Origin of the sequence: Desulfobacter sp. (assembly GCA_028768545.1) — a bacterium.
GTDB lineage: Bacteria > Desulfobacterota > Desulfobacteria > Desulfobacterales > Desulfobacteraceae > Desulfobacter.
Window position 1 is genome coordinate 2,914,298 of the sequence record CP054838.1, and the last position, 25,171, is coordinate 2,939,468.

19 protein-coding genes, 1 tRNA gene, 1 other RNA gene and 4 pseudogenes are annotated in these 25,171 nt (G+C 45.1%); 14 read left to right on the plus strand and 11 right to left on the minus strand.

Annotated elements, in window-relative coordinates:
* Positions 1–38: 38 nt before the first annotated feature.
* The 9 genes from hisB to ispD all read left to right on the plus strand — a co-directional run bounded on the left by hisB (position 39) and on the right by ispD (position 8,675).
* Positions 39–626: an imidazoleglycerol-phosphate dehydratase HisB gene (gene hisB, locus HUN05_14135; GenBank protein WDP86126.1), complete on the plus strand. Its 588-nt coding sequence runs from the start codon at positions 39–41 to the stop codon at positions 624–626.
* A gap of 94 nt (positions 627–720) precedes the next feature.
* Positions 721–2,499 (plus strand): DNA primase, encoded by a 1,779-nt coding sequence (locus tag HUN05_14140; GenBank protein ID WDP86127.1) that lies wholly within the window; start codon positions 721–723, stop codon positions 2,497–2,499.
* A 27-nt stretch (positions 2,500–2,526) separates the two neighbouring features.
* Positions 2,527–4,359 (plus strand): RNA polymerase sigma factor RpoD, encoded by a 1,833-nt coding sequence (rpoD, locus tag HUN05_14145; GenBank protein WDP86128.1) that lies wholly within the window; start codon positions 2,527–2,529, stop codon positions 4,357–4,359.
* Between the two features lie 55 nt (positions 4,360–4,414).
* Positions 4,415–4,491, plus strand: a tRNA-Ile gene (locus HUN05_14150).
* A 185-nt stretch (positions 4,492–4,676) separates the two neighbouring features.
* The gene (locus HUN05_14155) at positions 4,677–5,492 is read left to right on the plus strand and encodes a Nif3-like dinuclear metal center hexameric protein (protein ID WDP88073.1); all 816 of its coding nucleotides are present in this window, start codon (positions 4,677–4,679) and stop codon (positions 5,490–5,492) included.
* A gap of 11 nt (positions 5,493–5,503) precedes the next feature.
* Entirely contained in the window at positions 5,504–6,217 is a 714-nt protein-coding gene (locus HUN05_14160) for a nucleotide-binding protein (protein ID WDP86129.1), read from the plus strand.
* A gap of 13 nt (positions 6,218–6,230) precedes the next feature.
* Positions 6,231–6,615, plus strand: an RNA gene (rnpB, locus tag HUN05_14165) — RNase P RNA component class A.
* A 23-nt stretch (positions 6,616–6,638) separates the two neighbouring features.
* Positions 6,639–7,949 (plus strand): HPr family phosphocarrier protein, encoded by a 1,311-nt coding sequence (locus HUN05_14170; GenBank protein ID WDP86130.1) that lies wholly within the window; start codon positions 6,639–6,641, stop codon positions 7,947–7,949.
* Positions 7,950–8,675: a 2-C-methyl-D-erythritol 4-phosphate cytidylyltransferase gene (gene ispD, locus HUN05_14175; protein ID WDP86131.1), complete on the plus strand. Its 726-nt coding sequence runs from the start codon at positions 7,950–7,952 to the stop codon at positions 8,673–8,675.
* Between the two features lie 20 nt (positions 8,676–8,695).
* Here the strand turns inward: ispD and HUN05_14180 are convergent, their stop codons facing one another.
* Complete coding sequence (locus tag HUN05_14180; GenBank protein ID WDP86132.1) at positions 8,696–9,169, minus strand: acyl-CoA thioesterase; 474 nt, start codon at positions 9,167–9,169, stop codon at positions 8,696–8,698.
* A 178-nt stretch (positions 9,170–9,347) separates the two neighbouring features.
* Between HUN05_14180 and HUN05_14185 the strand changes: the two are divergent.
* A pseudogene (locus HUN05_14185) lies at positions 9,348–10,286 on the plus strand (ABC transporter substrate-binding protein).
* A 31-nt stretch (positions 10,287–10,317) separates the two neighbouring features.
* Here HUN05_14185 and HUN05_14190 read toward each other — a convergent pair.
* From HUN05_14190 to HUN05_14200, 3 genes and pseudogenes are all read right to left on the minus strand, one after another.
* On the minus strand, positions 10,318–11,019 hold the full coding sequence (locus HUN05_14190; GenBank protein WDP86133.1) for a hypothetical protein: 702 nt from the start codon (positions 11,017–11,019) through the stop codon (positions 10,318–10,320).
* Between the two features lie 96 nt (positions 11,020–11,115).
* Positions 11,116–11,733, minus strand: a complete 618-nt coding sequence (locus HUN05_14195) for a hypothetical protein (GenBank protein WDP86134.1) — start codon at positions 11,731–11,733, stop codon at positions 11,116–11,118.
* A gap of 20 nt (positions 11,734–11,753) precedes the next feature.
* Positions 11,754–12,658: pseudogene (locus HUN05_14200) on the minus strand (nitroreductase family protein).
* Positions 12,659–12,937: 279 nt separating this feature from the next.
* Here HUN05_14200 and HUN05_14205 point away from each other — a divergent pair.
* Together HUN05_14205 and HUN05_14210 are read left to right on the plus strand one after the other, a co-directional pair.
* The gene (locus tag HUN05_14205; GenBank protein ID WDP86135.1) at positions 12,938–15,001 is read left to right on the plus strand and encodes a serine protein kinase PrkA; all 2,064 of its coding nucleotides are present in this window, start codon (positions 12,938–12,940) and stop codon (positions 14,999–15,001) included.
* Positions 15,002–15,077: 76 nt separating this feature from the next.
* Positions 15,078–16,145: a DUF444 family protein gene (locus HUN05_14210; protein WDP86136.1), complete on the plus strand. Its 1,068-nt coding sequence runs from the start codon at positions 15,078–15,080 to the stop codon at positions 16,143–16,145.
* On the opposite strand, the gene HUN05_14215 is transcribed toward HUN05_14210, so the two are convergent.
* Positions 16,081–16,791, minus strand: a complete 711-nt coding sequence (locus HUN05_14215; GenBank protein ID WDP86137.1) for an IS6 family transposase — start codon at positions 16,789–16,791, stop codon at positions 16,081–16,083. The genes HUN05_14210 and HUN05_14215 overlap by 65 nt on opposite strands.
* Before the next feature lie 75 nt (positions 16,792–16,866).
* On the opposite strand from HUN05_14215, the pseudogene tadA reads away from it, so the two are divergent.
* Positions 16,867–17,919, plus strand: a pseudogene (gene tadA / locus HUN05_14220) (Flp pilus assembly complex ATPase component TadA).
* Between the two features lies 1 nt (position 17,920).
* On the opposite strand, the gene HUN05_14225 reads toward tadA, so the two are convergent.
* Genes HUN05_14225 through maf form a run of 3 tightly spaced genes read right to left on the minus strand, consistent with a single transcriptional unit; the run spans position 17,921 to position 19,748 of the window.
* Positions 17,921–18,457, minus strand: coding sequence for an epoxyqueuosine reductase QueH (locus HUN05_14225; protein ID WDP86138.1), 537 nt, complete (start codon positions 18,455–18,457; stop codon positions 17,921–17,923).
* Complete coding sequence (locus HUN05_14230; GenBank protein WDP86139.1) at positions 18,454–19,143, minus strand: YggS family pyridoxal phosphate-dependent enzyme; 690 nt, start codon at positions 19,141–19,143, stop codon at positions 18,454–18,456. The genes HUN05_14225 and HUN05_14230 overlap by 4 nt, the downstream gene beginning before the upstream one ends.
* Before the next feature lie 11 nt (positions 19,144–19,154).
* Entirely contained in the window at positions 19,155–19,748 is a 594-nt protein-coding gene (gene maf / locus HUN05_14235; protein ID WDP86140.1) for a septum formation inhibitor Maf, read from the minus strand.
* Between the two features lie 493 nt (positions 19,749–20,241).
* Between maf and HUN05_14240 the strand changes: the two are divergent.
* Positions 20,242–20,937: pseudogene (locus HUN05_14240) on the plus strand (IS6 family transposase).
* Between the two features lie 181 nt (positions 20,938–21,118).
* On the opposite strand, the gene HUN05_14245 reads toward HUN05_14240, so the two are convergent.
* The 3 genes from HUN05_14245 to HUN05_14255 form a co-directional block, all read right to left on the minus strand.
* A complete protein-coding gene (locus HUN05_14245; GenBank protein WDP86141.1) occupies positions 21,119–22,330 on the minus strand; it encodes an IS256 family transposase in 1,212 nt (403 codons plus the stop codon).
* Between the two features lie 232 nt (positions 22,331–22,562).
* Positions 22,563–24,392 (minus strand): acyl-CoA dehydrogenase, encoded by a 1,830-nt coding sequence (locus HUN05_14250; GenBank protein WDP86142.1) that lies wholly within the window; start codon positions 24,390–24,392, stop codon positions 22,563–22,565.
* A gap of 96 nt (positions 24,393–24,488) precedes the next feature.
* Positions 24,489–25,100, minus strand: a complete 612-nt coding sequence (locus tag HUN05_14255; GenBank protein WDP86143.1) for a TetR/AcrR family transcriptional regulator — start codon at positions 25,098–25,100, stop codon at positions 24,489–24,491.
* Positions 25,101–25,171 lie beyond the last annotated feature (71 nt).

The window sequence follows — 25,171 nt, forward strand, 5'->3', positions numbered from 1 at the left end:
GTATAGAACAAATTGCTGCCAGTTTCAAGGAAGATTTTATGAGTCGACAATCCAATGTTTCCCGACAGACAAAAGAAACCCAGATAGAGATCCGTCTGGACCTGGACGGCTCTGGGCTGGCCGAGATTGATACGGGAATCCCTTTTTTTGATCACATGCTTACGGCATTTGCGGTTCACAGTTTTTTTGACCTTAAAGTCTTGGCAAAGGGTGATCTTGAAGTGGATTATCACCATACAATTGAGGATACAGGCCTGGTGCTGGGGCAGGCACTTCAGGATGCCCTGTCCGGAAAAGAGGGCATCCAGCGGTTTGGAGATGCTAGTGTCCCCATGGATGAAGCCTTGTCCCGGGTAACCGTTGATTTGTCCAACCGGCCCTATCTGGTGTATCATATCCCTGAAGATCTGAAATCAAGGGGGAATTTTGATGCATACCTGGCCAAAGAATTTTTTCAGGCCCTGTGTGTAAAAGGCGGATTTAATTTACATATTAATGCCTATTACGGTGTAAATGAGCACCATGTTCTGGAGTCTGTTTTTAAGGCCCTGGGACGGTCCCTTAACGCAGCGACCCGCACCGATAACAGGGTAAAGGGTGCGTTGTCCAGTAAAGGAAGCTTATAGGCAGTTTTCTGTATAATTGTTGACAGCTTGTATTGAGTACTTAACTTATATATCTTGCATAACCGCTTGAAATTTTGGAGTCGCACCGCCCAAAATGTTAATTCCTGAAGAAAAAATTTCAGAAATATTAAACACCTCAGATATAGTTGATGTCATATCTGAAGCTGTGATTCTTAAAAAGTCTGGCAGGAATTTCTTTGGGCTTTGTCCCTTTCATTCGGAAAAGACCCCTTCTTTTTCTGTAAATCCCGACAAGCAGATTTTCCATTGCTTCGGGTGCAGTGCCGGCGGGAATGCCCTTTCTTTTCTAATGAAATACCATGGTATCTCTTTTCCGGAGGCAGCTAGAATGCTTGCCAGAAAATATGATATTGTTGTTGAAACCAAAGATATTGATCCTGCCAAAAGAAAACAAATTCTGGTTAAGGAGTCCTTGTTCAAGCTCAATAAAAAGGTGATGGCAGGCTACAACGAGATGATTCAGGATGGGCCCATGGGCGGTCGGGTTCGCGCCTATCTTGAACAAAGGGGAATGACTGCCGAGACCATTGACAGGTTTAAGCTCGGGTATTCCCCGGATGCTTGGGATTTTCTTGTCTCTCTTTTTAGAAAAGAAAAGGTCTCTAAAAATGTGGCTGTGAATTCAGGGCTGATTCTGCCCAGACAACAGGGAAATGGGTTTTATGACCGGTTTAGAAACCGGCTGATGTTTCCCATATTTGATATCAATATGCAGGTGGCCGGATTTGGCGGCCGGGTCATGGACGATGCCATGCCCAAGTATATGAATTCACCTGAGACGCCGGTATACAGTAAAAGCCGGATTCTTTACGGGCTTCATGCGGCAAAGATTGAATGCAGAAAACAGGGCAAGGTCTTTATTGTTGAAGGGTATTTTGATTTTTTATCCCTGTACCAGAGCGGGATTAAAAATACAGTGGCAAGTCTGGGCACAGCCTTGACCCGGGAACATGTTCGGATACTCAAGGGGTATGCTAGCCAGATGATCCTGGTTTTTGACTCCGATGATGCCGGTATTAATGCCGCTAAGAGAAGCGTTAAAATTTTTGTAAGCGAGGGGATTGATACCCGGATTTTGGTACTGCCGGGCAAAAATGATCCTGATTCATTTGTCATGGAAAAGGGAAAAGAGGCCTTTTTATCATTGGCTGACAAGGCAAAGACGGTCATGCAGTTTTTGCTTCATCTGTCCATGGAAACCCACGGAAACTCGGTTGAGGGGCGGATTAAAATTCTGGATGAAATGAAGCCTCATCTGGCCTTAATCCGGGATTCTGCCCTGCGCTCTCTTTATGTGAAGCAATTGGCTGAAACCCTGAATATTGATGAAAAAGCTGTGCTTGAAAAGGTGAAAGACGCCTATGTCCGGCAGAATAGCACAGGTGTTCCCCTGATTCCTTCAAAAGAGAAAAAACAAGAACCCCTTGCCCTGGCATCGGACCCTAGAGAAAAACAAATTTTGGCCATGATGCTTCATCATCCTGAGCTGATTTCGGCAGTGGTTGAAAAAAAGGTGGTCCAGGCTTTTTATTCAAAGCAGCTTCAAAACCTTGCCCAGATAATTATTCAGACGCCTCTATCTTCAACGCATTTTATAACGGCTGTCATGGCCAAGGTTGAAAAAGCAGAAGACCATGAGCTGATTGCATCCATGGCAATGGAAGATTTTTCCGGTGATCAGGACATGGCAGAAACTGCCAATGCCCTTATGGACCGGATCATTAAAATTAAGAATAAAACAGATAATTTAATCATAAGCAAACTTTTAAGTGCGGAAAAGGGCTGTAATGCTGATGTGATGGACTTGCTCAAGCAAAAACAGCGAGAAATTCAGCAATTGCATAACAGTTAATTTTTTTAAGCCTTTGGGAGGCATTATATGGCAGGAAAGGACAACAAGTCTGGAGAGAGTGTGGTAATCAGTAAAAATGAAATGCGCAAACTCATTAAAAAGGGTGAGAAAAACGGCGTTCTCTCTTTTGCCGAAATAAATGATGCAATCTCTGACGATTTAAAATCCTTTGATCAGATCGATGATATTGTGGTTCAATTCAAGGAAATGGGAATTGAACTGGTTGATGAAGAGGGCGGGAAAAAATCCGGGAAAAAGAAAGCTGCGGCTAAACCTAAAAAAACAGCAGCTAAAAAGAAGAAAACAGCGGATTCCCAAAAAGAGGATACTGAAAAAAAGGATCTTTTTGCTCCGAAAAAAGACCGTGCAGACATGGAGTTTGGTGCGGTCACTGATCCTGTAAAAATGTACCTCAAAGAGATGGGTATGGTGACCCTGCTCAGCCGGGAAGGTGAAATCGAGATTGCCAAAAAGATTGAAGTGGGCGAACGGGATGTCTTAAGGGCCATGCTGGACTGTCCTTTGGCCTTGAATACCATTTTTATGTACGGCCAGAAAATGGAAAGAAAATCCATGCGCCCTAAACATGTGTTAAGGGATGTGGATGAGGGCGACGGGGTTGTTGATGAGGTCTCCAAACAGGAAAAATTTTTGGAATCTTTGTCTCGCATCAGGGAGCTTCACGAAGAGAGCCAGGACAAGCGGGATCTATTGTGTGAGACAAAAAAAGGGACCAAAAAATACACGGGTATACAAAAAGAAATTTTTGAAAATACCGAAGGGATTTTTGAGCTGCTAAAACGGTGGCGGTTTGAATCCAACGTTATTGATAATATAGAAAAAAGTATTCGAAATTCCATTGCCTGGTTTGAGAACGTGGACAGCCTTCTTGAAAAATGCGCCAACACCTTTAACGTGCGCAGGGCATTTATGCTCAAGCAGGCCACCAGTCAGACCGCCTTTGTGGCATGGGCCACGGCAAGGAGCAGTATTACCCGGGACAGGGCCATTGTTCTGTACAAAGATATTATCGCACTTTTAAACCAGGTCTCTTTGAGAAAAAGCCTGATCAAAGGCGGGGTAGACGAATTGATGCAGATCACCCGGGAGATTGACAAGGGGCGGAGAAGCGCTGATTTTGCCAAGCGGGAATTGGTCCGGGCCAACCTTCGTCTGGTGGTCAGTATTGCCAAGAAATATACCAACCGCGGGCTTCAGTTTCTCGATCTTATTCAAGAGGGAAATATTGGCCTGATGAAGGCTGTGGATAAGTTTGAATACAGACGGGGATATAAATTTTCCACCTATGCTACCTGGTGGATTCGACAGGCCATCACCCGGGCCATTGCAGACCAGGCAAGGACCATTCGTATCCCTGTGCATATGATTGAGACCATCAATAAACTGATCCGGACCTCCAGGTATCTGGTACAGGAAATGGGCAAGGAACCCTCGCCCGAAGAAATCGCAGAAAAAATGGAAATTCCCATTGATAAGGTGAGACGGGTGTTGAAAATTGCCAAGGAACCCATCTCTTTGGAGACACCCATCGGAGAAGAAGAAGACAGTCATCTGGGAGATTTTATTGAAGACAAAAAATTTTCCATTCCTTCGGAGGCGGCCATTGATTTCAGCCTGGCCGAGCAGACCCGCAAAATTCTGGCCACCTTGACCCCAAGGGAGGAAAAGGTATTAAGAATGCGGTTCGGAATCGGTGAAAAATCCGATCATACCTTAGAAGAGGTGGGCAAGGATTTTACGGTGACACGGGAAAGGATCAGGCAGATTGAGGCCAAGGCCCTTCGCAAGTTGCGGCATCCTACAAGAAGCAAGAAACTCAAGACCTTTATAGAGAATTAAGGCTTGACAGTCCGGTGGCTTTCCTATATATATCCCAAGTTTGTTTAAGGAAAACGGGCCTATAGCTCAGTTTGGCAGAGCCACCGGCTCATAACCGGTCGGTCCCTGGTTCGAATCCAGGTGGGCCCACCAACCATGACCCCGCAGAAATTGAGACATCCAAAAGGTATTGCCAATGAAAGCGACGGGAAGAAGAAAAGGACCACCAGGTCATATATGAATATGCCTGTAAAGTATTACAATGATATAAAATTTCAAAGCGTGGTATTTAACCACGCTTTTTTTATTTAACAGATGCGGCACCAGGACAAATGACAATTCCCTGTGTAAAAAATATCATCGGAGTTCTTAACCAAATAGCCCCCTTTGAATTGGCTGAAACCTGGGATAATTCAGGACTTCAGGCCGGCGATCCCTCCTGGCCTGTCCATAAGATTATGGTGGGTTTGGATGTGACCTTGGCAGGTCTGAAAGCAGCTGAAAAATTAAATTGTGATATGTTCATCAGCCATCATCCCCTGGTGATGACCCCTGAAAAATCCATTGATTTTGGACGAATGCCGGGTGCTGCCGTTTGTTTTTGTGCCCAGAAAAAAATCGCCGTGGTGTCTGCCCATACCAACCTGGACAAGGCCCATGACGGGCTGAATGATTATTTTGCCAGGGTGATCAATATTCCCTGCGATTCCCCTTTTTATGCGGATGATGCCAAGGATATCCAGGAACCCTTTCGTACCGGTCTTGGACGGATCGGGGTGCTGGACAATCCCATCTCCGTTGGCCAATTGGCCGACCAGATAAAAAAGAGGCTCAACATACCTGCCCTGCGCGTGGCCGGAGACATGGACAAGATGGTCCGGTCCATTGCCCTCTGCACAGGGTCCGGCGGTTCTTTAACCTCCTTTTTTCTCGACTCTTCAGCCGAGGTCTACATCACAGGAGATCTCAAATATCATGAGGCCAGGGATATTGAGACCCGGGGGAAAACAGCCATTGATGTGGGGCATTTTGCCTCTGAGCATATTGTTGTTGATCTATTAAAAAATCACCTGGACAGAGCATTGACAGCCAGGGGAGATAAGATAAAAATCTACGGATTTAATAAAGAAAAAGATCCATTTAAAATCATTTGAGGAAAATGCGTATGTCAAAACCAGATATTGCCACCCTTGTTAAACTCCAGGAAGCTGAAACGGAAATTGTCAGGCTTCGGGATGTGCTCGAACATGTCGAGAAAAAGAAAAACAAGCTGGCATCCAGGCTCAAACAGTTTGAAACTGCCCTGAAAGAGAACCGGGAAGATTTTGAAAGGGCCAGTAAATCCTGCCGGGACAACGAACTGGAGATCCAGATTGTTGATGAACGGATTATAAAGAGCAACGAGACACTTCGCAATGTGAAAACAAACAAGGAATATCAGGTGCTGCTCAGGGAAGTGGATGATAATAAGAAACGAAAAGATGCCTTGGAAACCGAACTGCTTGAACTGATGGATGAAAAAGAAAAATCCCAAACCATTGCTGAAGAAAGCCAAAAAGAATACCAGCTTTTAGACGAGCAGATCCGGGCCGAGCAGGCGGAGATTGAAAAGCAGTCCACTGAAGACAGGCACCTTTTGGACGATTTCCTTGAACAGCAGGAAAATATTGGCCAGAGCCTGGATACCCGACTGATGGAACGGTTCAGGAGAATTTCAAAAATGAACCAGGGTTCCGCTGTGACCCGGGTGAGTGACGAGGTCTGTCTGGGATGCTTCATGAATATTCCTCCCCAGATGTATATTGAAGTGCAAAGAGGAGAGGATCTGATTTCCTGTCCCCAGTGCAGCCGGATCCTATACTATGAAAATAAAGATTAATTAAGATTTCGGCCTGACCGGAACAAACGATCGCTGGGCAAGTATTTGCCTGGAGGAAAGTCCGAACACCGCAGGACAGGACGCTCCATAACGTGGAGTCACGGTGACGTGAAGGAAAGTGCAGCAGAGAGTAGACCGCCTGGATGCCGGCAACGGGATTCAGGTAAGGGTGAAACGGTGCGGTAAGAGCGCACCAGTTTTCCAGGTGACTGGAAAAGCTTGGTAAACCCCGTCCGGTGCAAGACCAAATAGAGAAACGCTTGAGGGTTGTCCGCCCGAGTTTCCGGGTAGGTTGCAAGAGGTGTATGGCAACATGCATCCTTAGATGAATGATCGTTGACCTGGTTCCGGGTAACTGGTTCAGGTAACAAAATTCGGCTTACGGGCCGGTCAGGCCGAAATTTTTTTTCGGATGCAGACTATGAATGAAAGATGTGATATCTCCTTTAAAGAAAAAGTGAATATTTTTTCTTTTGAATACCTAAAGTGTATATTGTTTATCAACGGCCTTGAATCCGATGACCATATTTTCACCAAAAAACTATACTCCAAACTCATCACGACCTCTCATATCCTAGAAGATTTTTTAGATTTTCACGGTGCCAAAAAGAACAAAGACTGGGTCTTTTACAGAGAATTGAGCGCAACCATCCGTCATCTCTCTTTGGCCTGTTATTCCCAACGTCATACTCTAAACCGGTTTAAATTCTATTATTTTGAAAACAGCAATCATGAGCTGTTCAAACAAGAATCCATGGATACCCTCAAGATTATTCAGGATTCCATCAAACTGGCTGTGCCCGTGATCTTAGATGAGGCCAGACGCCTGGATATCACCACCCCTGAAACCGGTTATGATTTAAGCTATTTTCCGGGAATTTCATCCACCGAACATCTGGCCCCGAATATTGATGAGACCATGATCAAAACGGATCAAAGAAAGAATTTGACCCGGATTGCAAGCGAATTTCTAGAGGTGGTCAATGATTTTGAGCAGTTTTCATTTTACGAACGCCACGACCTTAAAACCATTCATACCCTTATTCCTGAAACCATCAATGAGGTGACCATCCGCAGTTATGAAATGAAGATTCATAATATCCAATCTTCTTTTGATTCTTATGTGGTCTCCAACAAGGTCAGTTCAGACACCCTTATCCTGAATCAGCTGCGCAGCCATTTTTCAATTGTGTTCCATATTCTCCAGGTCATGGGCCGACTGCTGCATTTTTACGAACGCCATCTTTACGATATCGGGTTTAAAGATGTCTATAAAAACGTGAGCCTTTCCCTGTCTGACCTCATTGATCCGGATGTCTTGCTTGACCGGGCCGTAAATTTCTGCCTTTTTTATGCGGGTAAATTTTTATCTTCCGGCAAGCAGGTGGCCTCACGCATTCTCAATGAAAATATGGAAACCTCCACTGTTGAGGTGGGCATACCCAAGGACAGGGGGTTTCATTCCAGGCCCAGTCTGCTGGTGGCAAAAATTGTCCAGCATTACGGAGGAGAGGTCAAGCTTCTTGTGGGCGAGGATCAGTTTGACGCCTCATCGGTTTTGGATATTCAGTGGGCCGGAGGAAAGATAAAGAAAGAAGAACTGGAGACCGTGTCCTTTACAGGCGACTCCCGGGCATTGAATGACCTTGTGATCCTGGCCGGGGTCAACTACGGGGAAGACCATATGGGCAAAGGAATTCCACTACCCCGCGAGTTGAGTTATCTGATTTAAATGACCAAGGCATCACATATAGATGGGGTCAGGCGCGTTGCCGTGATCGTGGCCGGAGGCCGGGGGGTGCGTATGGCCTCGGACCAGAAAAAACAATACCTGGTTCTGGACGGTATCCCGGTTCTGGTGAGAACCCTGATGGCCTTTGATGCCCATCCCCGGGTGGATGATATTATTCTGGTGGTCCCTGGAACAGATATGGGATTCTGTCAAAAGGAATTGATGGCTTCTTTTGAGCCTTTAACTCCCCTATACTGGGCAAAGGGGGGGCAGACCCGCCAGGAATCCGTAGAAAACGGGCTGGCCGTTGCAGCCAATTTTTGTTCTAATCATGGAAAGACGCTTGTCCTTGTCCATGACGGGGTAAGGCCTTTTGTCAGTGCCGCCCTTGTGGATGCCTGTCTTGACAAAGCAAGAGAAACCGGGGCCTGTATCCCAGGGCTTGAGATTTCTGATACGGTTAAAAAGGTGGCTGATAATGATCAGATTAAAACGACCCTTGATCGGGATTCTCTGTTCAGGGCCCAGACCCCTCAGGTTTTTCGTCTGGATTTGATTCTGGCCGGATTTGACAATGCCCGAAAAACCCGGTTTCAGGGAACCGATGAGGCCTCTATTCTTGAACATGCCAATATTCCGGTGCATGTGGTAAAAGGAGATCGGTTTAATTTCAAACTGACCTGTCCTGAGGATTTGGTCATGGCCAGGTTTTTGCTCAGGCGTTAACAGGATCTGACCATGGAAGATCAACGCCCGTAATAATTCATAAAAATTGATTTTAATTTGTTGGGAAGGGCCACGGGTTCTGATCTGGCATTTGTACAGACCAGGTTCATTTCAACCTGGTTTTTAAGCAGGGGGGCGCAGCTTTCCATGGTAAACATCTGCTGGACAATGCCCAGACTTTTGGTCCTGAGCCATGATACCCGGGTATGAATAACGGGTGTTTCGCCGTACATCAGCGGTTTTAAAAACCGGGTATGAAGTTCGGCAACCGAAAGGTTCATGTCCTGGGTCATCAAGGATAAATACGGAAATCCAAGATCCGCCATAAACTGGTCCCTTGCCTGGTTATACAGGGCAAAATATTTGCCGTGGTAAACCCCGCCGCCGTAATCCGTATCCGATACCTGGACAATTACCCGGGTCTTGTGCCATTTGATCCTGTCAATGGTCAGGGTGCCTGATCGATCACCGAACGCTTGAATCCTTTGTTTCATATAGCCTCACAACTTATCACTTTACTTTAAAGGGAAATTATGCCACATTTTGTCCGTGTTTGGCTTTAAAGAATTCGCATCTGGTTTGTCAAGCATTTGTTATTGACATTGAGATAAACTTACGCATTATAGAAAAGAAACGCCCAATTATACGCTAACCATCCCGGAGGTGCCTCAAATGGCGGAAAAACCCGCAATCAAGATCGGATATTTGAAAATCACTGATCATTTTATTCTTGGTGTGACAGCTCGCAAACTTGAAAAAGGCATGGAGAATTTTGAGCATTGTACACTCGAGCCCGTGGCAAAAAACGGGTGGAATGAAGTTGCTGACGCCCTTTAGGTAAAATCCTTAGATGGTGCCCTGGTGTTGGCACCAACCGCCATGGACCTGTTTAAGTCAGGCGTTGATTTGAAATTATTGCTTTTGGCCCATAAATCGGGCAGTGTTCTGGTTAAAAATAAAAGAGCCAATATCCAGACGGTGGAGGATTTCGCCGGGAAAACCGTATTGATACCCTATCAATTGTCCATTCATAATATGCTGTTTCATAAACTTTTGTCCGAAAAGGGACTTAAACCCGGACGGGCAACAGAAAAGGATATTGATGTCACCTTAGAGGTGGTTGCACCCTTTCAAATGCCCGAAGCCCTGGAATATGACGAAGAAGGCGAAATCGGCGGTTTTATCGTGGCAGAACCCTTTGGATCACAGGTGATTGCCAATGGAAATGGTGAAGAATTTCAGCTGTCCAAAGACCTTTGGCCTAAACATCCCTGCTGTGTATTTGTCATGCGCAATGAGGTGATTGAAAAAAATCCCGAAGCGGTTCAGGAGATATGCACAAGTTTTGTAAGATCAGGGTTGGCCATTGATGCCCAACCAGAGCCTGCCGCCATGATCGGGGCTGACTTTTTTTCCCAGGACAAGGATATCATTCAGAGGGTGTTAACGGATCCGCCGGATCGTATTCTCACCGGGGAACTCATGCCCCAGATTCAGGATTTGGACACCATTCAAAAATATATGATGGATGAGATGAAAATCATGACATCTCTTATTGATCTTGATAAGTTTGTTGACACCCGGTTTGCCAAAGCTGCCGGTGCAAAATAGAGGTGTTTAACCGCAGGACTTTTTTAAGTTCCTATTGGGCAGAGTCGATAAATCCATAGATTTTTTTGATGGCGTTTTCCCCCCATTGGGGTTTGCCGGACAAGGTGGCAACCTCATCTTTGTTGAGACGGTCTGTTGCCTCTTTCGGGCTCAACCCATTGGATTTGAGTTCAATGATAATTTTCATTACAGCCGCCTTGTACTTGTTGACATCCTGGTCTGGATTAATATCCGGCTTAAGTGAGGGCTGGCTGGTTTCGGACTTTTTTTCTACCAATGTCCATAAATCTTCACCCAAAGGCTCTGGGGCTTTTGGGGGGATAGAAGGCGCATCCAAAAGTTGGGAAAGATCATCCATTTTTCCCTCTTCGTTTGAAATTGGGTTGATATCATTTACCAGGGCAGAAAGGTCGTCCATCCCATGGGATGCCGTGTCCTTTTCATTGGTTGCAGGCTCGTTAGCAAGCAATGAGAGATCATCTAAGTCTGCCGCCTCTTGGTCCAGAGAAAGGGATGATTCGGTTGTATTGTCAACAAGGCTGAAAAGGTCATCCATATCTGATTGTCCGTTTGGCTCTGTTGGCGTCTGGTCAATAAGGTGTGACAGATCATCCAAAGGGGGCAGGGCGGTCTCTTCGTCTAACAGGGTGTCAAGGCCCTTGTCCGAATCGGTGTCAACGAGAATGGATAAATCATCTAAATCAATGGATAAATAAGTGTTTTCATCTGCCACAAGCAAAGAAAGATCGTCCGTTGGAATCTCAGTGGTCTGGGGTGCGGGATCTTCAAAATCATTCGGGGTTATTGGGGCATCCGTGGGTGCGGGGTGTTATAGCAGGTCTTCAATGCCCGCAGGAACATCGGAATCATCTGGAGATATCTGGGATGCGACATCGTTCATGGTCAGCGCCTGTGCTGCTTTTCCTGCAATTTCCATGGTCTGTGTGTCAATGGATCGTTGACGGGTCATTTCCTGGAGGGCTATGGCAATGTTGTTCATGGCCGCCGCTTTTTTTTCTTCTGCTTGGGCCCGTTTTTCAATGGCCACGGCTTTTCGTTCCTCTGACTGGGCCCTTTTTTCGTGGGCTTTGGCAATGCGGCTCTGGTGACCTTGTATATCCTGAAACAGGTTCTGGAGAAATCCCAGGGCATCCTTGCTCATCCGGATATCCTCTTGTTGAACATCCTTGTTGTTTGTTTTAAATGGCGGTTTTTCAGGTTTTTCTTCAAGGATGTCCTGGATTTGGGAGGGGAGCATGCCCGAGTCCATAAGATCCCGGATCTGGATGAGGACCGGTATGCTCAAAGGCGAATACAGATGATCTCCGTTGATTCGGTCATGGCTGAGCCAGGGTCTGAACCGTTTGAGAATGAATTTAACAGTGGCCCTGCCAATATCCAATTCCTTTATGAGATCATTAACGCTTAAATAGTTCGCCTGGGTCATTTTTATCCTCGCTGTCTGGTTTAACTGAATCGTATGGTTGGTTTTTTCCGGCCCGTGATCTGCTGGTAAGTTTCGTCAGGATATCCCAATGCAATTACGGCATGGATTTTTTCATGGGCCGGGATGCCCATTTTTTTGGGGATTGATGGATCTGCCTTTATGGCCTCTACGGCAAATCCGACGAGACAGGACCCCAGACCCATGGTGTGAGCGCCAAGTAGGATATTGTCGGCAGCCAGCATGGCATCTTCCTTTGGACAGCTGGCATCCGGGCCTGAGCCAATGAGAATGCAGGCGGATGCACCGTGAAAAAGACGGTCACGGTTAAAATGGGCCATTTCGTATATGGCTTCTTTTACAGAGGTGTAGTATTCTTGATAATATCTGTCCAGGGCCTTGTACCCCACAAGGCTCAATCCTTTTCTCAGCAAGGGGTTGGCTGCTTTTTTATTCAGGTTTTCAAAAAAGGTTCTGATCTGCAAGGCCAAATCCATGACACGGTCCCGGGTTTTCAGGCAGGTAAAGGTCCACTCCTGACTGTTGGTGCCTGACGGTGCCAGGCAGCCCAGCTTAACCAGGTCTTTTAATTGATCGGGTTGAACCGCTGTTGTCTTGAAATTTCTGCAGGATCGTCTTGAGGCCATAAGCCGTGCAAGATCCTGGGGAGCGTATCCACCAAAGGGAAGCCAGTCGTGATCCATAACAAAGGTGTCAAATTGGGTCATGGCGGATCCAATGCCTTTACCCTAACGGCATTGACCGGACAAATTGCAGCACAATGGCCGCAGGACAATGATTTGTCGCCCACGACTTTTGCAGTCCTACCTTCCAGGGATAAGGTTTGTGACGGGCAGACCCGGATACATTCTCCACATCCGATACAGGCGTCAGGATCAATAATCGTGGTTACTTTTCTCGGGTTCATCCAATATCCTAAATCATTTGTCTCGTAAATACGATATTATTATCATAAATTTAAAGAATGGTAAAAGCGTTTATCCGTCTTTGGATTATTGTTTGACACTGATTTTTTAACTTGGTATTATTTTTATACGATCTTAGATTCAAACGGTTCAATCAAATACAACCCCGAACCGATGTCACCCTGCACAAGATGCTTCATCAGCCCGAGGAAAGGTGTTTAAAATTTCCAACCAACAAAATTGGCAGCATTCTCCTCCTTGCTGCCCTTAGGGAGGGTACAATGGCCAAACTATCAGATCCTAAATCTTTAATTTACCATGTAGATGCAGTGAAAAAAGGCAAACGGGTGTTTGAGGATGCCTTCCAGGGCGTGTCAAGGATGATTCTGGATGCCGGTATCCGCAAGGTCACGGTTAAAGGAAAAACCACCTATCAATTTGATCTGTTCAGTCAGGGGAAAAAGCATCTGGTGGGGATGTACGATGAAATCAACGCATTTGTCTCCTTTGTTAAAGACGCCTCAGAAGGGGGGTCTTCAAGGGAGATGGCCTTTGTGCTGGTGGGTGAGCCGGGCAACGGTAAAACCTTTCTTGTGGAATACCTCTGTGCAAGGTACAGAGAATTTTTGTCAATCCCCGGGAATCGTAAATTTACCTTTAAATTCAAAAATTTGGATAAAATTGGCGGGTATGGTAAAATCCAGGCCATTGAATCTCAGACCTATGAAGATCCCATGGTTCTTGCCATGAGTTTCAGGGAAACCAAAGAGGCATCCATGTCCTATTTGTCCAAACGGTTTAAATTCAAGGACAAGGACATTGAAAATCTTTACGATAAATACCGGCCTTTAGGTGCCTGCTCCGCTTATATCTGGAACCAGATCCGGGAATATGCAGACAATGACCCTGTAAAAATGATGGAATTTATCGAAATCGCCCCGGTGCCCCTGATCGAAAGTCTTGGCACTATCACGGGCAAGTATCCGGCCAAGGACAAGATCACCTCTTCGGCCGTGGATCTCATGGGAGAAGAATCCATCCAGCGTCTGCTTCACATCGCAGATACCAACAATCCCTACCGGTTTGACCTTCGCCGGGGGGCATTGGCCCGTGTGGCCGGAGGAGGGATTCATTTTTCCGATGAAATTTATAAAAATAAAAAAGATCTGGTCCAGGTTTATCTCGGGGTCATCCAGAATCGGATGATTGAACTGGACGGTTTTAAATGGCCCATTGACACCCTGATCGTTGCCACATCCAATAATTCAGAGTTCAACACCTTTTTGTCCGAACGCGAAGAGGCCCCCATCGTAGACCGGTGCCGGATCTGCTATGTGGCACATAACACGGATTATAAGATTCAAAAAACCCTTACCGAATACGCCATCGGTACCGATGTCAAACGCTCTTTAGACCATGAAATCCTGCACCAGGATCCTAATCTAAACTATGCCGCCTCTGTTGCTGCGGTCCTGACACGCCTGCCAAGATCAGATAAACTCACCCCGGTTGAGACCATGAAATTGGCGGCAGGCGAGGTGGCAGGGGAAAAGAGTCTTAAAACCCTGGCCGAACTTATTGATCTGCTCAACCAGGATACCGAGATTACCAAACGGTTCGGCCAGAAAGGGCTGGGCCAGCGTAACCTGGGTCGTGCTGTTCAACTCCTGCTGGAAAGCTCTGAAACTAACGAGGGCAAATGCATGTTTGCCCTGGATATTTTCAGGGCCCTTGAACGAATTGTGCTGGATTATGTCCAGGAACCTGCCGACCGGGCCAAGTTCAAAGAAGATTTGAAAATTGCAAAGGGCCTATACCGGGAACGGATTTTAACAGAGATGTTTAACGCCTATATGGATGAACCTCTGGCCATTAAAAAAGATGTGCTCAACTATGTGAATATGATCATTGGTGTGGATGCCGAACACCTGGGGCCGGACATGATGTGGAAGTACAAGGACCCCCAGACAGGAGAGCTTCGGGCCCTGAAAATAGACGAGCGGTATATTAAAAATGTGGAAGAGCGTCTCGGGCTTAAAACAGAGGAACAAAGGGCCTCTTTTAGAAATTCCATCCGTAAGATTTATGGTCAGAAACTTTCCGTGGATGCCAATTATGATTTCATGGACAATCTGGAACTGGTCAAGGCCATCACCGATGTCAGGCTTAAATCTGATATTGCCGGGGCAGGATCTCTGATCGGGGCCCTGGCTAACAGGACCAATGAAGAAAACCAAAAACTCTATGACCGAATGATTTACACCATGGCTGAAAAGCTGGGCTATTGCCACACCTGCGCCCAGAAAACCATTGAATATTTTTGCAGCCAGGAAGATGATAAATAATGACGCACCTGTTTGAAGCGGCTTGGGTTTTCTTGCCTTTGTCTCATTCAAACACTATTATCCGGGGGAAAAGCATATGGTAACCCTTGATGAACTTCTTGAGCGTGACCGGCAAAGGGAAGAGGACGGTTTTAACCGTAAAATTCGCATCGGGCGGATTGTGAAACCCGGGGTCGGAGGCAAGGAAAAAATTATTGTGGTCCCCACCACGGTGGAAGAAAAGTTTGTCCATGATGAGGTTCGTTTTGATCCGGATACGGGCGAGGGGGAACCCTCGGGCGGAACCGGAGACGGGGAAGAGGGCGATATCATCGGTGAAGCGCCTGTACGGCCTGAACAGGACCAGGAAGAAGGTGCAGGAGAAGGCCCGGGTGAGGGGGAAGGCGGAGAACATGAGTTTGAATCCAACGCCTATGAATTGGGAAAGGTTTTATCAGAAGATTTTCAACTGCCCAACCTACAGGACAAGGGAAAAAAGCGGACCTTGGCCCGGTATATCTATGAATTGACAGACAAGAACAAAGGCGTGGGTCAGATTTTGGACAAAAAGGCCACGCTCAAACAGATTGTCCAGACCAATATTGCCCTGGGCAGAATCCCGGATGTTTCTGATATTGATCCCGCAGGGTTTATTGTCTCGCCCCAGGACCTGGTCTACAGAATTTTATCCAGGGAAAAGGATTATGAATCCCAGGCCCTTGTTTTTTTTCTAAGGGATTATTCAGGATCCATGGGCGGCAAAGTTACCCAAACCGTAGTTTCTCAGCATGTGATGCTCTATTCCTGGCTCATGTATCAATATGAAAAACAGGTGGAAACGCGGTTTGTGCTCCATGATACAGAAGCCAAGGAAGTCTCTGATTTTTACAAGTATTACTCGTATAAGGTGGCCGGCGGAACCAAGGTTTTTTCCGCTTTTAAACTGGTCAATGATATTGTGCAAAGAGAGAGCCTGGACAGGGATTATAATATCTATGTCTTTCACGGAACAGACGGAGATGACTGGGACAAGGAAGGAACCCAGACGGTTCTGTTGCAAAAAATATTTCCAGGACAAAGAGATCGTTCAGGCGTAAAATTTACGCAGCATAAGAAAACAGATTTTCGACGAATTCTTTCTGCTTTAAAATTTCTCCCTTCCTGATATTTTTAACTTGTCCTTTTCTGATCATGTTCATAATTTCATAGCCTTTTAGCGTCCGCCAGGCAGAATGAAATGTCTTGAACCCCATACCAGCTCTGACAAGCTTTTTGATAAACCGGTGGTCTTGCTCAATAATATTGTTCAGATATTTATTCTGTCTTAGGATACAGTCCTTATTCAGAAGCTTTTTTTCTTTCAAAGCCTTTACTGCCGGAGGATATGCAGGATTTCCGTCAACACTCAGAACCCGAGGTCTGGAGCTATTGGAAGCTCGCAGCATCTTTTTAAAAAATCGTTTGGCAGATTCCATATTACGTCTGCTGCGAAGAAGAAAATCGATGGTATTTCCACGGGAATCGACCGCTCGGTAAAGATACTTCATTTTCCCCCGCACCTTGATATATGTTTCATCAATACGGTAAGAATCATTTGATTGCCGCAGATACTTCCTGCTTCGCTTTTCCATTTCAGGAGCATAGCGCTGAACCCATCGGTAAATGGTACTGTGATCCACAGACAAGCTCCGTTCTTGCATCATCTCTTCCAGATTCCTGTAACTCAGTTGATATCTCAGATACCAGCGAACATTCAACAGGATGATTTCTTTTTCATAATGACGCCACTTGAAAGGGTTTTCATTTTTCATACTATCTCTCTGCAAATAAATTAGTGCCAAAACGGACTTGTATCAGACATTAATAATTTTTTGCAACAGAACCCCGCAGAGGATCCTGTGGAGTTCAACTTCAAGGGGATTAACCAGGTGCCTGTGAAAGAAGATGTGGGCATGACCTTTGCCGCGGCACTTAAGGCCTTTCTTCGTCAGGATCCGGATATTATCATGGTGGGCGAGATCCGGGACATTGACACGGCTGAAATTGCCATCAAGGCGGCCATGACCGGGCATCTGGTTTTTGCCACCCTCCATACCAACGACTGCCCCTCAACCATCGGCCGTCTGGCCGATATTGGCATTCCGGCCTATATGCTGGCCTCTTCTGTGACCATGGTCTTGTCCCAGCGTCTGACCCGCAGGCTTTGCCCCGAGTGCAAGCAGGTAGTAACAGGCCATAACCCACAGGATCTTGAGCTTTACGGGTTTCAAAAGGATGAGATCGATGATTTGAAAATTTACGGTCCCAAAGGATGTGCCCATTGCAATGGTACAGGCTACAAGGGCAGGGTGGGGCTTTATGAACTCATGGAGATCACCGATGAGGTAGGCAAGGCCATCTCAGCTGAAGTGCCTGAAGACCAGCTTCGAAAAGTGGCGGTTTCAGAAGGGATGATCACCCTGAGGGATGCAGGCCTTGTTAAAATTAAAAGTGCAGAAACCTCATTGGAAGAGGTGCTTAAAAAAACCACCATCACCAAGGAGGCCCTGCCGGCCTATCTGGTGAATCCCGATGTGGAGCTATACGAGGATAAGGACGTTATCATCCGGGAAGGCAATACAGATATTGATTTCTTCAAGCTGGTCCAGGGAGCGGTGTATGTGGTCAAGGGCAGGAAAATGATTGCTGAAATTTCCCAGCCTGGAGAATATTTCGGGGAAATGGCCGCCATAACCGGGGATCCCAGATCAGCCTCCATTATTTCAAAGGGCCGGGCCAAGGTCAAGCGGTTTCCAGGGGATAAGCTCGGTGAAATCATTGGAAAATATCCTGAAGTGGCCAAGCATCTCTTCTCTGTACTGGCAGACCGTCTTCATGCCGCAGACAAGAAAATTGTGTCCATGTACAATCAGCTTCAACGGCCAAAAACGCCTAATTAAACTATTTTTCTTCTTTGAAGAACCTGTCTTTTTCGCTGTAAATACATCCGCAGTACTGCTGGCGGTACATTTTCCGCTGCTTTGAGGTTTCAATCCCCTGTTTCCACCCCTCTCTGAAGTCATGGTAGAAAAACTTTAATCCATATTCTTTTCCCAGGGCCTGCCCAATTTCGATAATCGCCTTATGGTTCTGGAATTTACTATAGAGCAGGGTGGTGGTGAACCCGTCAAATTTTCCTTTTTTTGCCACAAGGGCCGCAGCCTTAAGCCTTGCATGATAGCAATATCTGCACCTGTTTTTTTCCCTGAACGCCACAGATCTTAAAAAGGTTTCAAGTTCATATCTTTTTTGCCAGATCATTTTAAGGTCCATGTCCTGGGCAAATTCTTTAAGGGTCTCTTCTCTTTTTAAACATTCGGTAAAGGGGTGAATATTATGGCGGTAAAAATAGCCCATGACATCCATATCCATCTGTCTTAACACCTCAAGGGGATAAATGGTGCAGGGCCCGCAGCAGGCATGGAGTAATAGTTTCAATCCCGGCCCCCGAAAATGGCCGTGCCCACCCGGACCATGGTGGCGCCTTCTTCAATGGCCACTGGAAAATCATTGCTCATCCCCATTGAAAGATGATTCATGAAAACGGATGCTAAATTTAATTTTTCAATTTTCAGGCTAATCTCTTTAACGGCCCTGAAATACCCCCTGGCCTTTTTTGGATTATCAAAAAACGGAGGCATGCACATCAGCCCTTGAACACAAACATGGTCAAGCTGGCTGATCTGTTCTGCAAGCTCAATTACCTGGGCTTGATCAGCCCCGGATTTGGTCTTTTCATCGGCAATATTGATTTGAAGAAGGATATTCTGTACCTTATTGATTTTAGCGGCCTGTTTGCTGATTTCCCTGGCCAGTTTCAACTTGTCCACCGTGTGAATCAGGTCAAAATATTTAACTGCAAATTTGGCCTTGTTCGACTGGAGATGACCGATAAAATGCCAGCAAAGGTTCTCTTTTCCCAGGATATCTATTTTTCCCATGGCCTCCTGGATATAGTTTTCGCCAAAGTCTTTGTGCCCGGCCTCAATGGCCTGGTTTATCAGGGATACCGGTTTTCGTTTGCTCACCCCGATCAGGGTGATTTTTTTTGGATCCCTGCCACAGGTTGATGCGGCTTGGGCGATTTTTCCATAAATTTGATCGATATTTGTTTTTATCAACATAAAAATTTTCCTTAAAATTGAATCACCTGAAGCTCAGTCAGGATCTCGATGAGCTCGCATACCGGCAGTCCGACCACATTGGAATAGGAGCCTTGGATTTTTTGAACCATAAAGGCGCCGATCCCCTGAATTCCATATCCACCGGCCTTATCATAGGGCTCATCCGTGGAGGCATACCAAAAGATTTCTTTTTGGGACAAAGATTTAAACCATACCCGGGTATCAACGGTCAGGGATCTGGCCATTGATTTGGCCGGACAGACAAGGGTCATGCCTGTGAATACGGAATGGGCTCTGCCGCTCAGGCTGGTGAGCATGGAAACGGCATGGTCATGGTCACAGGGTTTGCCTAAAATGGTATTGTCAGCCATAACAATGGTGTCGGCTCCCAATGTCCAGGCTTCAGGGTCTTGACAGGCACTGTGTTCAGCCTTTTGTCCGGACAGAATCTGGACATAGGCCCCGGGATCATTTTTATAGGGGACACTTGCCTCATCAATATCTGCCACCAGGGTCTCAAAGCAAATGCCTGCCTGGGTGAGCAGTTCATGCCGCCGGGGGGACCCGGATGCCAGAATGATTTTTTCACAGTTAATGGGAGTCATGGCCCCTTATTTATCATAAAATAAGGCACAAGAACAGCATTGGCATTTGTAATTTATCAACTCAACTTTCGATATTTAAAAAAGGTGATTAATTAAAGCATAATAGTATGAAATGCTATGAGGTAAGCCAAAAAAATGGAAACCTGGTTTGTAAAAATTAATCCCACCTTGATTGAGAGAGTTTTGGAGACATAAAAAATTAGAAAATTTCTTTAGGGTACCTTTCAATAATCAGAATTTTGGTTTGAGTTCAAGGGCAGGCAGATTTTAACCGGAGCAATATATGGAATATTTTAAGCATATGTTTTTCTCCGAGCCGAAGATTCAAATTTGTCTGGTTCTGACCTTTAGGTTGAAACCAAGAAATCAAGCCAAAAGACAATTATTGGAAGTGGCCATAATGCAATGAATATAAAAAACGGTTCTGTTGCAAAAAATTATTAATGTTTGATACAAGTCCGTTTTGGCACTAATTTATTTGCAGAGAGATAGTATGAAAAATGAAAACCCTTTCAAGTGGCGTCATTATGAAAAAGAAATCATCCTGTTGAATGTTCGCTGGTATCTGAGATATCAACTGAGTTACAGGAATCTGGAAGAGATGATGCAAGAACGGGGCTTGTCTGTGGATCACAGTACCATTTACCGATGGGTTCAGCGCTATGCTCCTGAAATGGAAAAGCGAAGCAGGAAGTATCTGCGGCAATCAAATGATTCTTACCGTATTGATGAAACATATATCAAGGTGCGGGGGAAAATGAAGTATCTTTACCGAGCGGTCGATTCCCGTGGAAATACCATCGATTTTCTTCTTCGCAGCAGACGTAATATGGAATCTGCCAAACGATTTTTTAAAAAGATGCTGCGAGCTTCCAATAGCTCCAGACCTCGGGTTCTGAGTGTTGACGGAAATCCTGCATATCCTCCGGCAGTAAAGGCTTTGAAAGAAAAAAAGCTTCTGAATAAGGACTGTATCCTAAGACAGAATAAATATCTGAACAATATTATTGAGCAAGACCACCGGTTTATCAAAAAGCTTGTCAGAGCTGGTATGGGGTTCAAGACATTTCATTCTGCCTGGCGGACGCTAAAAGGCTATGAAATTATGAACATGATCAGAAAAGGACAAGTTAAAAATATCAGGAAGGGAGAAATTTTAAAGCAGAAAGAATTCGTCGAAAATCTGTTTTCTTATGCTGGGGAATGTTCAGAATTCTGTGTCACGGTTTCGGTTCCTGGATCTGCCTCAGCGCCAGCGGAAGTAAAAGTCAGGTCCGAGAATGGGCCTTCAATCAGCCACGTCGGAGGAGTTGACTTTTGCTGGAGTGGAGTTCCTGGAACCATCTTTTCCATCTGTAAATAAATCCCTATCAAATTCCCAGCTCTTTATCCAGCCGGCCTTCAAAGAAAATTGCCAACTGGGAAATTGTCAGTGACCAATTTTGAATCGGCATTGTCCATTTTTTACTGGCGTTCTGGATCCCCATGTAAAGCAGCTTTAACAGGCTGTCCTGGTTCGGGAATGATCCCTTTGTTTTGGTCAGTTTTCGAAACTGTCGATGCACAGCCTCAATGGTATTTGTGGTGTATATTATCCGTCGAATCTCTTCTGGATATTTAAAGAAATGACTGAGGCGTTCCCAGTTGTTCCGCCAGGATTTTATCACAATCGGGTATTTGTCATTCCATTTATTTTCCAAGATATCCAGTTCTTCTTCGGCCAGATCCTTATTGACCGCTTTATAAACACGTTTTAGATCTGCCATAAATTCCTTTTTATTTTTGGAACCAACGTATTTCAATGAATTTCGGATCTGGTGGACTACGCAGAGTTGAACTTCTGTGTCCGGGAATATGGTCTCAATGGCCTCGGGAAAACCTTTTAGACCATCAACACAGGCAATCAGGATATCTTTTACCCCTCGGTTTGAAAGGTCTGTTAACACCTGCAGCCAGAAGTTCGCACCCTCATTCTCGGATATGTACAGCCCAAGAACCTCTTTGCGGCCCTCGATATTCACCCCAAGAATTGTGTAAACGGCTTTGCTGCCGACCTTTCCGTTTTCTCGTACTTTATAATGTATGGCATCAAGCCATATGATTGGGTACACATTTTCCAACGGCCTGGCCTGCCATTCTTTGACGGTATGGATGATTTTATCGGTAATGGTGCTCAGAGTGGCATTTGAAATCTCAAGTCCATAGATTTCCTGTAAATGGGAAGCCATATCATTATAACTCATGCCCAGGCCGTAAAGGGCTATTATCTTTCTTTCAATTTCATCGCTGAGCGTTGTCTGATGTTTTTTGACGATCTGTGGAGAGAAGGTTCCGGCCCTGTCACGCGGGGTTTTTAGCTCAAATTTACCATCCAGGGATTTAATGGTCTTTTTGCTTTTTCCATTACGGCGGTTGGCAGAAACTTCCTGCCCGAGATGGGACTCCAACTCTCCTTCAAGAGCAGCTTCAGCAAGATTTTTGATTAATGATGTAAGGACGCCGCCCTTACCTGTGAAGGGTTTACCTTCCTGGATGCCTTTAAGGGCTTTTTGAAAATCAAATTCGGTGTTTTCTTCGGTCATGTCAGTTCTCCTTATTTAGCTGAGTATATCAGCTTTCATTCAACTGACACAGAATTTTGAACGCCCTCGAATCAAATTATGAAACTGCCTTTTTGTGTCGTTATGCTTTATTTTTTCTTATGGTGACGCCTGCAAACCCGAAAAGATCGATACTAAAAAAAGTGGCAAATCCTTTGGATTTTTTGTACTGAACACGGATAGATTTTGTAAAATCTATCCGTGTTCACATCTTCTATCCGATAAATGCGTCAAGGGGCATTTCCATGATTGCCGTTGAGGTGTTCTTAACTGAATCCATTTTACCCATTGCATTTGGAAGAAGCTGTTCCATGAAATATTTAGCTGTAATCACCTGGCCTTGGTAGAAAGCCATATCTTTTTTCTTAACTTTTCCTGCCATGGCTTTTGTTGCAGTCGTGGCTCTCCACAGGTGCATCCATGCCATAACAACATCACCGCAAACTTCGCAAAATGGTGTTGCAGAGCCAAAGGCATCCATTACCTTTTCACTCATGGCTGTCATGCCCATGTGCATTGCAACTTCACCCAGCTTGTTAACAGCCATTTCAACTGTTTGAGCCATTTCAGCCATACCTTCAGTTGCTCGTGCATCGGCGATGGTGGCATTCATTTCACCAAGAAAATCCATGAAAGGCTTACCTTTTTTCATTCCAAGTTTTCTGCCGAGCAGGTCCATTGCCTGGACACCGTTTGTTCCTTCGTAGATAGATGTGATTTTACAATCTCTTAGCAGCTGCTCCTGGGGATATTCCTTGATGAATCCGTATCCGCCAAACACCTGGATACCTTGTGTACAAACTTCATGACCTTTGTCAGTACAATAGGATTTAAGGATGGGGATAACGATCTCAAGAATGCCTTTGTGCTTATCTTTCTCTTCTTGTGTCTCCGCCAGATGCTCAAGGTCAAAAAGTCTTGATGAATAGTAAAGAAATGATCTCATACCATCAACATAGGTTTTCATAAAAAGAAGCTGACGGCGGACATCCGGATGGTTGATAATGGTGACAGGCTTGGGATTTTCGTTGAACATATCCATCAGGTTAACACCCTGGACCCTATCTTTTGCATAGTTTACAGCGTTCATGTATGAGGCTGAGGCAAGGGCATATCCCTGAAGACCAACGCCAAACCTTGCTTCGTTCATCATAACGAACATGGCCTTCATACCTTTGTTCTCTTCCCCAAGAAGCGTACCCACACAATTGCCCTTTGATCCAAAGGATATGGAACAGGTACAATTACCGTGAAGACCCATTTTCTCTTCAATACCGGTAATGGTTACATCATTGGACTCTCCGGGTGTTCCATCCTCATTTATTTTGTATTTTGGTACGGCAAATAAAGAGATGCCTTTTGTTCCGGCAGGCGCCCCTTCAATTCTTGCAAGAACCGGGTGAAGAATGTTGCTGACCATATCAGAGTCACCACCGGAGATAAAAATCTTGTTACCCGTAATGGTGTATGTCCCGTCTCCATTATCTTTTGCTGTTGTGGACAGGTTACCGACATCGGTACCGGCTTCGGGTTCTGTCAGGCACATGGTTCCGCCCCACTCACCTGAAAATAATTTCTTAAGATAGGTCTTCTTTTGTTCGGGAGTTCCAAATGTTTCAACGATTTTTGCAGCACCGTGGGTCAACCCTGGGTACATCATAAAAGCGATATTTCCGCCGGAGAACATTTCAGAAGGCGCTATGGAAACACAATGGGGCATTCCCTGGCCACCCCATTCAGGATCATCACTCATTGCAAGCCATTCACCTTCACAGAAGAGTTCGTAAGGCTTGTGGTATGATCTGGGAACCTTAACCGCACCATTTTCATGGATACATCCTTCCGGATGACCATTATCAACATCACCAAGGGCTCTTGTGGGTACAATCTCTTTTGTCACAAGGTTTCTGGCTTCCTTGAGAATCATATCAACCGTTTTTTTGTCAAAATCTTCATACTGCTCATACTCTGAAAAACTTTCAACATTTAACATTTCATGTAAAACAAATTCCTGATCTCTCTTATCTGCTACTTCCTGTGCCATGCTAAATTCTCCTCATACTGATAAAATTGATTTTCAACCTTTGTAGTTGCCACTAATTTTATATTGTTAATTTTAGGTACAGCGGTTTATTTTCTGCTATGCATAAACCCCTTCCATAAATATAGAAAAAATAGTATCAAGCCTCTTTTGTCCATAGTTCTCAGGATCGCCCATAATCAGCCATATTGTTGAAAAAACCACACTGCTAAACACATTTGCCATCTCAAGGGGAGGATGATCTTTAAACTCTCCTATCTTGATCCCCTCTTTAAAAATATCGGCTAAAAGTTCATTCATTTTGTTATGAAGTTTGTTGATACTTTCATTGATATTCGGGACAAGGACGGCATCTATTGAGCTTCTCTGGGAGTTGTAAATTAAAAAATACTCTCTTCTTTCAATTCCATAATTTAAAAATTCATTGAAACACTTTCTAATCTGATCTTTTGGAGACCCCTCATTTTTTTTAATGATATCGAGCAAGATATCTCCAAAAGCAATGCCCGTTTCCATGACCATCTCATGGTAGATCTGCTCTTTGCCCTGGAAAAATTTATATATGCTACCCAAAGGATACTCTGAAACCTGACTAATCTTAGCCATAGTTGCACCGTGATATCCTTTTTGAGCGAATACAGATAAAGCCGCAGCTAAAATCTCCTTACGTTTGCGTTTTTTTTCTCTCTCTTTCCGAGATAGAAGGTTCATTTACACTCCATTAGATTAATTTATAGAATGCATATTCTATTATTGGAATACGCCTTGTCAAGGGTTTTTAA